Origin of the sequence: Actinomadura chibensis NBRC 106107, assembly GCF_001552135.1 — a bacterium.
Taxonomy (GTDB): Bacteria; Actinomycetota; Actinomycetes; order Streptosporangiales; family Streptosporangiaceae; genus Spirillospora; species Spirillospora chibensis.
The window spans coordinates 21,942-34,078 of record NZ_BCQP01000009.1; the positions used below are offsets into that span (position 1 = coordinate 21,942).

General features: G+C 72.9%; 10 protein-coding genes and 3 tRNA genes. 9 read left to right on the forward strand and 4 right to left on the reverse strand.

Going from position 1 to position 12,137, the window contains the following annotated elements:
* Positions 1–9 precede the first annotated feature (9 nt).
* Positions 10–1,044: a GDP-mannose 4,6-dehydratase gene (locus ACH01S_RS04420; RefSeq protein WP_067885725.1), complete on the reverse strand. Its 1,035-nt coding sequence runs from the start codon at positions 1,042–1,044 to the stop codon at positions 10–12.
* A gap of 185 nt (positions 1,045–1,229) precedes the next feature.
* Between ACH01S_RS04420 and folP the strand changes: the two genes are divergently transcribed.
* On the forward strand, positions 1,230–2,075 hold the full coding sequence (gene folP, locus ACH01S_RS04425) for a dihydropteroate synthase (protein WP_067885726.1): 846 nt from the start codon (positions 1,230–1,232) through the stop codon (positions 2,073–2,075).
* 7 nt (positions 2,076–2,082) lie between these two features.
* On the opposite strand, the gene ACH01S_RS04430 is transcribed toward folP, so the two are convergent.
* Positions 2,083–2,634, reverse strand: coding sequence for a CGNR zinc finger domain-containing protein (locus ACH01S_RS04430; RefSeq protein WP_067885633.1), 552 nt, complete (start codon positions 2,632–2,634; stop codon positions 2,083–2,085).
* Between the two features lie 385 nt (positions 2,635–3,019).
* Between ACH01S_RS04430 and ACH01S_RS04435 the strand changes: the two genes are divergently transcribed.
* Complete coding sequence (locus ACH01S_RS04435) at positions 3,020–4,594, forward strand: Na+/H+ antiporter (RefSeq protein WP_067885635.1); 1,575 nt, start codon at positions 3,020–3,022, stop codon at positions 4,592–4,594.
* Positions 4,595–4,606: 12 nt separating this feature from the next.
* On the opposite strand, the gene ACH01S_RS04440 is transcribed toward ACH01S_RS04435, so the two are convergent.
* The gene (locus tag ACH01S_RS04440; protein WP_067885637.1) at positions 4,607–5,179 is read right to left on the reverse strand and encodes a hypothetical protein; all 573 of its coding nucleotides are present in this window, start codon (positions 5,177–5,179) and stop codon (positions 4,607–4,609) included.
* Between the two features lie 324 nt (positions 5,180–5,503).
* Here ACH01S_RS04440 and ACH01S_RS43215 point away from each other — a divergent pair.
* The 3 genes from ACH01S_RS43215 to ACH01S_RS04450 all read left to right on the forward strand — a co-directional run bounded on the left by ACH01S_RS43215 (position 5,504) and on the right by ACH01S_RS04450 (position 5,801).
* Positions 5,504–5,575: transfer RNA gene (locus ACH01S_RS43215), tRNA-Trp, on the forward strand.
* A gap of 15 nt (positions 5,576–5,590) precedes the next feature.
* Positions 5,591–5,661 (forward strand) — tRNA-Ala (locus ACH01S_RS04445).
* Between the two features lie 55 nt (positions 5,662–5,716).
* Positions 5,717–5,801 (forward strand) — tRNA-Ser (locus ACH01S_RS04450).
* Positions 5,802–5,844: 43 nt separating this feature from the next.
* On the opposite strand, the gene ACH01S_RS04455 is transcribed toward ACH01S_RS04450, so the two are convergent.
* The gene (locus tag ACH01S_RS04455; protein ID WP_067885639.1) at positions 5,845–7,170 is read right to left on the reverse strand and encodes a pyridoxal phosphate-dependent aminotransferase; all 1,326 of its coding nucleotides are present in this window, start codon (positions 7,168–7,170) and stop codon (positions 5,845–5,847) included.
* Positions 7,171–7,344: 174 nt separating this feature from the next.
* Between ACH01S_RS04455 and ACH01S_RS04460 the strand changes: the two genes are divergently transcribed.
* The 4 genes from ACH01S_RS04460 to ACH01S_RS04475 all read left to right on the forward strand — a co-directional run bounded on the left by ACH01S_RS04460 (position 7,345) and on the right by ACH01S_RS04475 (position 12,082).
* The gene (locus tag ACH01S_RS04460) at positions 7,345–8,271 is read left to right on the forward strand and encodes a LysR family transcriptional regulator (RefSeq protein WP_067885641.1); all 927 of its coding nucleotides are present in this window, start codon (positions 7,345–7,347) and stop codon (positions 8,269–8,271) included.
* 197 nt (positions 8,272–8,468) lie between these two features.
* Positions 8,469–9,242, forward strand: a complete 774-nt coding sequence (locus ACH01S_RS04465) for a VC0807 family protein (RefSeq protein ID WP_246237098.1) — start codon at positions 8,469–8,471, stop codon at positions 9,240–9,242.
* Positions 9,243–9,479: 237 nt separating this feature from the next.
* Positions 9,480–10,649, forward strand: coding sequence for a L,D-transpeptidase (locus tag ACH01S_RS04470; protein ID WP_246237100.1), 1,170 nt, complete (start codon positions 9,480–9,482; stop codon positions 10,647–10,649).
* A 197-nt stretch (positions 10,650–10,846) separates the two neighbouring features.
* Positions 10,847–12,082, forward strand: a complete 1,236-nt coding sequence (locus tag ACH01S_RS04475) for a L,D-transpeptidase (RefSeq protein WP_246237102.1) — start codon at positions 10,847–10,849, stop codon at positions 12,080–12,082.
* The last annotated feature ends 55 nt before the right edge of the window (positions 12,083–12,137 follow it).

Sequence of the window (12,137 nt, forward strand, 5' to 3'; positions counted from 1 at the left end):
GTCACCGGATCACCAATGATCGGGACTGAACGGCTCGTCCTCGGGCCGGGCCGACTCCGACAGGAGCCGCAGGTCCGACTCGACCATCATCGTGACCAGCTCCTCGAAGGTCACCGCGGGCTCCCACCCGAGCTGCTCGCGGGCCTTCTTCGGGTCGGCGCACAGCAGGTCGACCTCGGCGGGACGGGTGTACTTGGCGTCCAGGACGACGTGGTCCTCCCAGTCGAGCCCGGCGGTGCGGAACGCGAACTCGACCAGCTCGCGCACGGACTGGGTCTGGCCCGTCCCGATGACGAAGTCCTCGGGGGAGTCCTGCGCGAGCATCAGCCGCATCGCGCGGGCGTAGTCGCCCGCGTAGCCCCAGTCGCGGCGGGCGTCGAGGTTGCCGAGCCGCAGCTCGGTCGCGAGGCCCAGCTTGATGCGGGCCGCGCCGAGCGACACCTTGCGGGTCACGAACTCCGCGCCCCGGCGCGGCGACTCGTGGTTGAACAGGATCCCGCTGACCGCGAACATCCCGTACGACTCGCGGTAGTTCTGCGTGATGTAGTGCCCGTAGCTCTTCGCCACCCCGTACGGGCTGCGCGGATGGAACGGCGTCTTCTCGTTCTGCGGCGTCTCCCGGACCATCCCGAACATCTCCGAGGACGACGCCTGGTAGAAGCGGATCTGCCCGCCGCCCGGCGTCCGGGACGGGCTGATGCCCGACACGACCCGGATGGCCTCCAGCGTCCGCAGCACGCCCATGCCGGTGACCTCGGCGGTCAGCTCGGCCTGCTGCCACGACATCGGCACGTAGGAGATGGCGCCGAGGTTGTAGACCTCGTCGGGCTGGACCCGCTCCACCGCCGAGATCAGGCTGCCCTGGTCGAGGAGGTCACCGGTGGTGATGTGGACGTCGCCGATGTGCTTGCGCAACCGCGACACGTGGGGGTTCGCCTGCCCCCGCACCAGGCCCCAGACCTCGTACCCAAGCGCAAGCAGATGCTCGGCCAGATACGAGCCGTCCTGTCCGGTGATGCCGGTGATGAGTGCTCGCCTGGACAGCGGATCCTCCATGGCTGACTTGGGCTGACTTGGGCCGACCGGGTCCGGCGCGGGGAGGGGCCCGCGCCGAGCGTGACATATGAGGTTAGCGACCGCGGCGGGAGGCTGACGAGGGAGGGCCGGGTTTGAACCGAATGCGTTTCTGTTCGCTCGGAGGCTCCGCGATGTGCCACGGTGAGGGCATCATGAGCTCTCCGGGGACGCCGCCGCTGCGGCTGAACGGCCGCGCCGTCGGCCCGCACGCGATCATGGCCGTGGTGAACCGCACGCCCGACTCGTTCTTCGACAAGGGCGCCACCTACGCCTTCGGCGCCGCGCTCGACGCCGTCGACCGCGCGGTGGCGGACGGCGCCGACATCGTCGACATCGGCGGCGTCAAGGCCGGGCCCGGCGAGGACGTCGGCGTCGCCGAGGAGCTGCGCCGCGTCGTCGGGCTCGTCGCCGCCGTCCGTGACCGGCACCCCGGCCTCGTCATCAGCGTCGACACCTGGCGCGCCGAGGTCGGCGAGGCCGTCGCGGACGCGGGCGCCGACCTGCTGAACGACACCTGGGGCGGCCCCGACCCGCGGCTCGCCGAGGTCGCCGCGGCGCGCGGCGTCGGCCTCGTCTGCGCGCACGCGGGCGCGCTCGCGCCCCGGACCCGCCCGCACCGGATCGGCTACGACGACGTCGTCGCGGACGTCCTCGCCCACGTGACGGCGGAGGCGGAGCGCGCCGTGGCGCTCGGCGTGCGGCGCGACGCGATCCTCATCGACCCCGCGCACGACTTCGGCAAGAACACCCGCCAGTCCCTGGAGATCTGCCGCCGGCTCGGCGAGCTGACCGCCACCGGGTGGCCGGTACTGGTCGCGGTGTCCAACAAGGACTTCATCGGGGAGACGCTCGGCCGCCCGGTCGACAAGCGCGGCGTCGGGACGATGGCCGTCCTCGGCGTCTCGGCGCTGCTCGGGGCGCGGGTGTTCCGCGTCCACGACGTCGCCGCCGCGCGCCGCGCCCTGGACGCCGTGGCCGAGCTCACCGGGCGGGGCTAGGACGGGCTCAGAGCGCACGCTGGCGGGCGCGGTACGCGGCGACGTGCATGCGGTTGCCGCAGGTGCGGCTGTCGCAGTAGCGGCGGCAGCGGTTGCGCGACAGGTCGACGAGGACCCGCGCGCAGTCGGGCGCCTCGCAGGTGCGCAGCCGGTCGAGTTCGCCCGCCGCGACGACGTAGGCGAGCGCCATCCCGCAGTCGGCGGCGAGGTGCTCGCCGACCGGCGCGCCCGGCGCGAAGAAGTGGACGTGCCAGTCGTAGTCGTCGTGGTCGGTCAGGTGCGGGGTGGCGCGGACCTCGCCGACGATCTCGTTGATCCGCGCGACGGCGGCCGGGACGTCGCCCGCGCGGAACACCGCGTGGAACCGCTCGCGCAGCTGCAGCACCCGCGCGAGGTCGGCCTCGGTCAGCTCGCCGACGTCGCTGAAGTCGTGGCGCTCGACGAACGCGCGCAGCCCGGGCAGCCCGCCGAGCTCCTCGGCGCCGGACGCCGCCGCGCCGGTGTTGATCAGATCGACGACGACGGCGAGCGCGTGCTCGGTGTCATGAGTGAAGATCATGACGCCCTACCTTTCTGGGGGGCGGCCCCCCGTCCCCCGGACGGTCGGCGCCATGATCCTCGCTCCGGTGCGGTCATGAGGACTCCCAGTCTCGGGGCCGGCGCGGTTCCGGCGCGCGGGGTCGCTTCCCGCGCGGGAACCCGGGCGGTTCCGGGACGCGGGCTGCCCCGCGGGGGACCCGGGGCGGTCGTGTGCCCGGCGCCGTCGCCGGGGCCGGAACGCGGCCCGTGGCCCCGAGCATATGACGAGAAGGGGGCGCGGCCACGTCCACCCGCCGGAAACGCGGGCCCGGCGCAGCGCCGCGTACCTGCGGGAACGTTCCACGCCGGGTGCGGCCGCGGGAACGCCGCGCGTACCGCGCCCCTTTCCGGACAGGTAGACCTCCGTGGCGCACGACCGGCTCTTCACCGTCTTCCTGGCCGTCGCGGTCGTGGTGCTGCTCGCCCGCGCGCTGGCGGGGCGGCTGCGGACGCCCGACGCGATCCTGCTCGTCGTGCTCGGCGTCGCCGCCGGGTTCGTGCCCGCGCTGCCCGCGGTCGTCGTCCCGCCCGACGTGGTGCTGCTCGGGTTCCTGCCGCCGCTGCTCTACCACGCCGCGTTCTTCAGCGCCCCGCGCGAGACCCGCGCCGACGCGGCGCCCATCGTCGCGCTGGCGTTCGGGCTCACCACCGTCACGACCGTCGCGGTGGCCGCGACCGCGCACGCCCTGCTCCCGGACGTCTCCTGGCCCGTCGCGCTGGCGTTCGGCGCGGCCGTGTCGCCGACCGACCCGGTCGCCGCGACCGCCGTGCTGCAGCGGCTCGGCGCCCCGCCCCGGATGGTCACGATCCTGGAGGGGGAGAGCCTGATCAACGACGGCGCGGCGCTGACGATCTTCGGGCTGGCGGTGGAGGCGATCGGCACCGACTTCACCGTCGCGCACGGGGCGGGGCGGGTCGCGCAGATCGTCCTCGGCGGGGTGGCGTACGGGCTCGTCCTCGGGATCGTCGTCCGCCGGGTGCGGCGCTGGATCACCGACCCGGTCAGCCAGATCATCGTGTCGCTCGTGACGCCGTACCTCGCGTTCGTCCCGGCGGACCGGTTCGGCGCGTCCGGGGTGCTCGCCACCGTCGTCGCCGGGTTCTCGATCGGGACGCACGGCGAGGGGTTCCTGCAGCCCGCGTCCCGGCTGGTGGGCGCGACGTTCTGGCGGATCCTGACGTTCCTGCTGGAGTCGGCGCTGTTCGTGCTGCTCGGGCTGGAGATCCGGCAGATCGTCCGCGAGCCGGGCGGGGAGACGTGGGGGAAGGTCGCGGTCGTCGCGGTCGCGGTGTCGGCCGTCGTGATCGGCGTCCGGCTGCTGTGGGAGCTCGGCAACGGCCCGCTCGCCCGCGCGGTCCCCGGCGGGCGCCGCAGCCAGTCCGGGCTCGGCTGGCGGCAGCGGCTCGTGATCGGGCTCGGCGGCATGCGCGGCGCTATCACCCTCGCCATCGCCCTGTCGCTGCCCGACACGGTCGGGGACGAGCGCGGCACGCTGGTCGTCCTCGCCGCGCTCGTCGTCCTCGTGACGCTGCTCGGCCAGGCGCCGGTGCTGCCCGTCCTGCTGCGCCGCCTCGGCCTCGCCGAGCCGGCCCGCCGCCGCGCCGAGGCGATGCTCGCCCGCAAGGCCGGGCTGCAGGCCGCGCTCGCCCGGCTGGACGAGCTGGCCGAGGACGAGGACGTCGACGAGCAGACCGCCGAGGCGTTCCGGCAGATGCTCGAACTGCGGCTGGAACGCGTCCGGTACCTCCTCGACCGCAAGGAGGCCGACCGCGACCGGCCCGCGCCGAACAGCCGCCGCGTCCGCACCGAGCTGGTCAGGGCGCAGCGCGCGAAGCTGCGGACGCTCTACCGCAAGGGCAGGATCGGCGCCGAGACGTACCGGGAGATCGTCCGCGAGCTCGACTTCGAGGACCCGGTGGCGATCAAGGGGCAGCGCTGACGCCCGGCCGGGTCAGCGCTCGTAGTGGGGGTCGGCGACCACGGGGTAGTAGGCGTCGGTGTGCTGGACGCGCATCGTGACGGCCGCCCCTTCGAGGGTGTAGTCGGCCTTCACCTGGCGGAACATCGAGTCGCTGGCCCACGGGTTGTAGAGCCGCCCGACCGTCGCCCCGTACCGCAGGTGGACGACGTCGTACCCGCCGGACGGCATCGACTCCAGCGCCAGGCCGTCGGCGAGCGACACGCCGAACCGGAACTCGGTCGGGGCGTCGGGCCCGTGGATCACGGTCAGCAGCCGCACACCGCCCGCCGTCGTCTGCGCGACGATGTCGGTGTCGACGTCCACGCCCACGAACACCCGCAGGCTCGGGCGCAGCACCTGCGCGACGGTGTCGGCGGCGGCCACGTCGATGCCGACGTGGATGCGCTGCCCGTCCCTGGTCGGCACCCACACCCCGTCACGGGCGCGCTGGCCCCAGGCCACGTCCGGGTTCTCCATCTCCTGGGGCTCGTTCTTGCCCCGCGCGACGAGGATCCTGGAGGCGGCGCTCATCGCGGCGGCAGCCCCGTCCCGTGCGTGCCTCATGGCGGGCCCCCTCGCCTTCTTCCATCACTCGCGTGACTTCGTGCCTGTGTCGGGTTTACCACGGGCAGCGCGGACAGGACGTCCGTTGGCCTGCCGTTGGTCGATTCGTGACGTTCGCCCCGTGCGTCGTTGGACCTTACACCACGTTTATGTGCGCTGGAGGGGCCGGGCCTGCGCTTCCGCCCCGCCGATCACGGGACCCATCACGGGACCGATCACGGCCCGATGACGGTGCGCGTCCGAGCCCTCACCGAGAAAAACGATTTGTGTCCGAACGAAACCGCCCCGCATCATTGGACGCGTCGAACGGACGCGAAACAGCGAAGGGGCGAGCCACCGGTTAGGCGGCCGGTCTCCAAAACCGGCGGAAAGTGGGTTCGACTCCTACCGCCCCTGCTGAGCGCCGTGGGCGGGCTTGTGGTGCAACGGAAGCACACCTCCCTTGCAAGGAGGCGATCAGGGTTCGACTCCCTGCTGGTCCACCGGGCGGTTCGCGGGACGCGGGCCGTCCGCGAACGGACGGCCCGCGCATCCCCCGGAGGGTTGGCCGAACGGTAAGGCAGCGGTTTCGAAAACCGGCGTCGAGGTGACACTCGAAGGGGTTCGACTCCCTTACCCTCCGCAATTCGATTGCCTTCCCGCCGCCCTTTCGGACCGGCCCCGCGTCACGCCGGGACGGGCTGTCCGGCGGTGGCGGTCTCGGCGAGGTCGGCGAGCACCTCGCTCAGCCGGTCCAGGGCGTCCGCGATCCACGGCAGCGCCGCCGGGGCCGGGGACGCGAGGGCCGCGAGGCGCTGCTCGTCGTCCTCGCCGTAGAGCAGGCTCGGCGCCACCCGCATCCGCAGCGCGGACGGGGCGTCCCCGAACGAGCTGCCGGGCAGGACGCCCACTCCGTAACGTTCCAACAACAGGCCCGTGAGATCGTCCGCCGTCCGGACGCCGTGGTTCTCCGCCAGCGCGTCCCGCAGCGGCCCGAAGTCGGGGTAGACGTAGAAGGCCCCCTGCGGCCGCGGCACCCGCGCGCCCGCGGCCGTGAACCGGTCCGCGACCGCCGCCGCCACCGCCGCGTGCAGCCGCCTGCTGCGGTCCACGCGCTCGACCAGCTCGGGCGGCTCGGCGAACGCGTAGGCGGCGGCGTGCTGCATCGGCGCGGGGGCGCTGGACCAGATCTCGCTCGCCACCCCGAGCACGCTGTCGCGCAGCGCCCGGCCGAACGGGCCGTCCGGCAGCCGCGCGACGCCGAGCCGCCAGCCGCCCGCCGCGAGGCTCTTGCTCAGCGCGGTCGTCACGACGGTGCGCTCCGGCGCGTGCCGGGCGGGGCTCGGCGCGGTCCGCTCCGGGTCGTGGACGAGGTCGCGGTAGATCTCGTCCGAGACGATCACGAGGTCCTGCTCGCGGGCCACCGCGCAGAGCCGCCGGACGGCGTCCTCGGACGCGATCGTCCCGGTCGGGTTGTCGGGCAGCGTCACCACCACGGCCCGCACGTCCCGGCCCCGCGCGCGGGCCCGCACCACGGCGTCGGCGAGCAGCGCCGGGCTCGGCACGCCGCCCTCGCCCGGCGGCGTGGCGACCCGGATCGGCTCGGCCCCCGCGAGCGACGCCTGCGCCGCGTAGGACACCCAGCTCGGCGACGGGACGACGACGTCCCCGCCGAGCGCGGCCAGCAGCGCGTACAGCAGCGGCTTGCTGCCCGGCCCCGCGACGACGGCGGACGGGTCGGTCGGCAGCCCGCGCCTGGACCAGTACCCGGCGGCGGCGGCGCGCAGCGCGGCCGATCCCGCGACCGGCCCGTACCCGCCCCGGCCCGCGGCCGCGCCGAGCTCGCGGGCCAGGGCGGGATGTATCGGTATGCCGGCCTCTCCGAAGCCGAGCGGGAGGACGCGCACCCCCTCCCGGCGCTTGCGCGCGATCGCCTCGTTCACGGCGAGCGTGGCCGACAGCGGCACGCGCCGCGGCTCGAAGGGCAGGGGCCGGGCGGACGCGGAGTTCATCTGGGCTGGCTGTGTCTGGGCAGACATCGACAACAACTCCAAAAGGGCATGCGAGGACAGCGGAGGGTGACCGCGGATTCCCCCTGTGTGACCCGGCCGGGCTCGTCCTCATGCTTGCCCGCTTTTAGCATCATCACAAGCGAGTCTCATCGATGGTGACCGTAAGGTGGAGTGATGCTGGAACTGCGCCGCCTGCGCCTGCTGGCCGAGTTCGCCCGCCGCGGGAGCATCGCCGCGACCGCCGCCGCCCTCGGCTACACGCCGTCGGCCGTCTCGCAGCAGCTCGCCACCCTGGAGCGGGAGGCCCGCGTCCCGCTCCTCGACCGGACGGCCCGCAGCGCGGAGCTGACCGACGCCGGGCGCCGCCTCGCCGAGCGCGCCGAGGAGATCCTCGGCCTGGTGGAGACGGCGGAGGCGGAGCTGTCCGCGCACTCCGACACGCCGATGGGACGGGTCGTCGTCACCGCGTTCCCCACCGCCGCCGTCGCGTTCGCGCCCGCGCTGGCGCGCAGCCTCGGCGAGCACCCCGAGCTGACGTTCGTGCTGCGGCAGACGCGCCCCGGCGACGGCATCCGGCAGGTGCAGAACGGCGAGGTCGACATCGCGCTCATCGACGACTGGACGGGCAAGGTCCCCGAGCAGTCGCCCGCCGCGCTGGAGTTCTTCCACCTGCGCCGCGACCCGCTGGTGCTGGTCGTCCCGGCCGCGCACCCCATGTCCGAGCCGGGCCGGCCGGTCGACCTGCAGCGGCTGCGCGAGGAGCCGTGGATGGCGGCGCCGCCCGGCGAGCCGTCCCGGCAGGCCGTCGAACGCCTGCTCGATACCGTGGGCGGGGCGCGTCCCGTCCCGTGGGAGTTCGAGGGGCTGCACACGATCCTCAGCCTGGTCGCGCGGGGCATCGGGATCACCGCGGTGCCCGCGCTGGCGCTCGCCGCGGGCGACCGGGGGGTGGCCGTCCGGTCCATCCCCGACTGCGCGCTGGCCCGCGAGGTCTACGCCGTGACCAGGTCGGCGAGCGTGCGCAGGCCGTCGGTCGCGGTGACGCTGCGGGCGATCTACGCGGCGGCGCGGGACGTCCAGCCCGTCGCGCCGGAGAAGTGACCGGAGCGAAAACCGGCGGACGACCCGCCGAAAGAAAAATGAGTTCCGCGCCGCGGGGGTTCGATTCTGGCCGTTTCCGGTCGTCACCCGCACCGGACGGAGTGTGGAGCCGAACTAAGGGGGGAACAAGGGCGCGTGCCCGGATCGTCGAAAGCGGACGGACGCGTGCGGATCATCACGTACGGTGGGGCGAAATCGTGAGGCAATCCCAGTCCAAGCACACCGATCGGGGAGCGCAGCGCTCGATGGAGACACCGGCGACCACGCTCGAAGAGCCCTCCGGGGCGCAGACCGGCGACGCGCCGAAGGCGGCCCGGGACGGCGCCGCGGAAGGCGGCCCCCACGGCTTCGAACTGCCGCGGGTGACGGCGCTGCTGATGCACGCCCTCCCGCGCTTCGTGGAGGGCGTGATCGCGCCCGTCGCGGTGTTCTACGCGGCGCTCATGGTGCTCGGGCTGAACGGGGCGCTGATCGCCGCCGTCGCCTGGGTGTACGGCGGGATCTGCTACCGGTACCTGCGCGGCCACCCCGTGTCGGGGATGCTGCTGCTGGCCGCCGTCGGCGTGACCGTCCGGGCCGCCCTCGCGGCGGCGACGCACAGCGCCGTCGTCTACTTCCTGCAGCCGACGCTCGGCACGCTGATGGTCAGTCTGGCGTTCCTCGCGTCCGTCCCGCTCGGACGGCCGCTCGCCCTGAAGCTGGCGAGGGACATGGCGCCCATCCCCGAGGCGTTCCTGAAGCACGCCCGGGTGCACCAGTTCTTCCTGCGGATCTCCCTGCTCTGGTCAATGGTGCTCTTCACCAACGTGGCCGTGAGCCTCTGGATGCTCTTCAACGAGTCGATCGGCATGTACCTGTGGATCCGGACCGGCATCGTCGCCGGGCTGGGCGCGCTCGGCGTCGCCGTCTCCGTCTGGGGCTTCCGGCGGGTCGTGCGGCACGTCAACCGCGAGCCCTCGGCCGCGTCCTGAGCGTCTTCTTCCGAGCGGCGCTCCATGAGCGCCGCCTTCTGATCGTCGCGTGATTCCTGCCCGCCCCGACCCGGCCTTCGCCATGGCGCGGCGCCGCCCCCGGCGCTCGTCCCGGCCAGGCCGTCTGAGCAGTGATTTCCCGGTCTCCGGACCGAACCTCCGGCCCGTTCGCGGCGTCTCCACTCTCAGATAGATTCACCAGACGGGGTGAAAAAGTGGGATCTGGGGGAGTTTGTGGTGAATAAGGGGCGTTTGCGGCTGGCGCTGACCGGTGGTGTCGGCGCGATGGCGGTGCTCGCCGCGGGCTGCTCGATCGGCGGGAAGGGCGCGCTGGCCGCGGGCGACTCGCCCGCCGTCGTGACGATCACCCCCGCCAACGGGACCGCGCAGGTCAAGCCGGACGGGACGATCGAGGTCAAGACCTCCGGCGGCAAGCTGGAGAAGGTCACCGTCCAGGGGCAGGGCGCCGTCACGGTCAGCGGCCGGTTCGCGGACGGGCACAAGGTCTGGCGGTCCGACCGGACGATGACGCCCGGCGCGTCCTACACCGTCACGGCGCAGGCCAGGGACGACGGCAAGACCCGCACCGCGACCAGCACGTTCACCACGCTCAAGCCGTCCGCGACGCTGTCCATCGCCGACGTCACGCCGAACCTCAAGGGCGAGAAGGTCGGGATCGGTATGCCGATCTTCGTCCGGTTCGACCGCCCGGTGACCGACAAGGCCGCCGTCGAGCGGACGCTGCGCGTCACCCCCGACAAGCCCGTCGAGGGCGCCTGGCGCTGGATCGGCTCCGACCAGGTCGTCTACCGGACGAAGACCTTCTGGCAGCCGCACCAGAACGTCCGGTTCCACGCGAGCCTCGCCGGAGTGAACGCGGGCGGCGGCGTCTACGGCGCGGCCGACGCGGACGCGACCCTGTCCATCGGCGCCGCGCAGATCACGACCGGCGACATCGGCGGCCACCACATGACCGTGACCCGGGACGGCAAGAAGCTGCGCACCGTCCCCTTCAGCGCCGGGAACGGCGAGACGCGCGAGTTCACCACGACCAGCGGCGTCCACCTGCTGATGGAGAAGGGGAACCCCGTCACGATGACGTCCCCCGGCCGCCAGGAGGGCGACCCCGGCTACTACAAGACGGTCGTCAACTACGCGGTCCGGTTCTCCAACAGCGGCGAGTACGTGCACTCGGCGCCCTGGTCGGTCGGCTCGCAGGGCTCGGCCAACGTCAGCCACGGCTGCCTGAACGTCAGCCCGGAGAACGCCAAGTGGTTCTACGACATCGCGCAGCGCGGCGACGTCCTGAAGCTGACCGGCAGCACCCGCGAGGTCGAGTGGGACAACGGCTGGAGCGTGTTCCAGATGCCGTTCGACGAATGGCGGCAGGGCAGCGCGCTGAAGTGACCCGCCCCGCCCGGCAGGCGCCGGGCCCGCCCCGCCGGGCGCGGCCGCCGCCTCCCTCCCTGCCTGGGACGATCGCGGAGCGTGCGGCCAGGCAACGCTTTGATCTCGGACGACCGCCAAAACCGGGCTCATGGCGTGATCCACCGAATTAGTCGCTAATGTCTCCCTGATAGACGGCGGGGTTTCTGGAGGTCGTGGTGCAGCGGAGGGTTTCCGCAGGGGTTCTGGCGGGCGCGGGGATGGCGGGGGCCGTGCTGCTCCTCACGACGGCGTGCAGCGGCGGGGAGAAGGAGGGCGGCGTCACCGTCGGCGAGAAGGCCGACGCGAACGCCCCCCAGGTGACGATCGACCCGGGCAACGGGAACACCAAGGCGCGGCCGGAGGCGGGCGTCGTGGTGACGGCCGCGGGCGGCACGCTTGAGCAGGTCACGGTCACCCTCAAGGGCAGGCCCGTGGACGGCGCGATGGCCGCCGACAAGAAGAGCTGGCGGTCGCGGACGCTGCGTCCCGGCTCCAAGTACCAGGTGACGGCCGTGGCGAAGAGCCCGCAGGGCAAGTCCGCGACGGTCAACGCGCAGTTCGCCACGCTCAAGGCGGCGAAGACGCTCGGCATCGCCGACGTCACGCCGAACAAGAACGAGAAGGTCGGCGTCGGCATGCCGATCCAGGTGACGTTCACCCGGGCGGTGGCCGACAAGAAGGCCGTGGAGCGGGCCCTTGAGGTCAAGTCCACCAAGCCCGCGACCGGCGCGTGGTACTGGGTGAACGACACCACGGTGATCTTCCGGACGAAGAACGGCGAGTACTGGCAGCCCAACCAGCGGGTCGAGTTCCGGGCCAAGCTCGCGGGCGTGAAGGCGGGCGGCGGCACCTACGGCGTGTCGGACTTCGGCCGCGCGTTCCGCATCGGCGACTCCCACATCGTCGACATCAGCACCAAGACCAAGAAGGCCGTGGTCAGGAAGAACGGCAAGAAGGTCCGGAGCTGGCCGATCAGCGCGGGCCGCGGCGGCCGCGTCGTCAACGGCGTCGACACCTACCTCACCACCAGCGGCATCCACCTGACCATGGGCAAGGAGAATCCGGCGATCATGACGTCGGAGTGGATGGGCGTCGACCCGAAGGACAAGAAGAACGGCGGCTACCGCGAGGTCATCCCGTTCGCGGTGCGGATCTCCAACAGCGGCGAGTACATCCACTCGATGGCGTCCACCACGTGGGCGCAGGGGCGGCAGAACGTCAGCCACGGCTGCGTCAACTCCCCGCCCAAGGACGCCGAGTGGTTCTACAACTGGTCCTACCGCGGCGACGTCGTGAACATCACGGGGACCTCGCGCAAGCTTGAGCCGCTCAACGGGTGGGGCTACCGCCAGATGTCGTGGAGCCGCTGGGTCAAGGGAAGCGCTCTCGACCGGACCGTGACCACCGGCTGACGTTGACCGGCCCCCCGGCGGGAACGGGCCGGGGACGGACGCCGTCCGCCTTGGG

What these genes read in the sequence shown, in the direction of transcription:
- ACH01S_RS04455 (WP_067885639.1), bottom strand. Translation starts at nt 7,170, where the DNA reads ATGAACTCCGCGTCCGCCCGGCCCCTGCCCTTCGAGCCGCGGCGCGTG.
- ACH01S_RS04430 (WP_067885633.1), bottom strand. Translation starts at nt 2,634, where the DNA reads ATGATCTTCACTCATGACACCGAGCACGCGCTCGCCGTCGTCGTCGAT.
- ACH01S_RS04460 (WP_067885641.1), top strand. Translation starts at nt 7,345, where the DNA reads ATGCTGGAACTGCGCCGCCTGCGCCTGCTGGCCGAGTTCGCCCGCCGC.
- folP (WP_067885726.1), top strand. Translation starts at nt 1,230, where the DNA reads ATGAGCTCTCCGGGGACGCCGCCGCTGCGGCTGAACGGCCGCGCCGTC.
- ACH01S_RS04440 (WP_067885637.1), bottom strand. Translation starts at nt 5,179, where the DNA reads ATGAGGCACGCACGGGACGGGGCTGCCGCCGCGATGAGCGCCGCCTCC.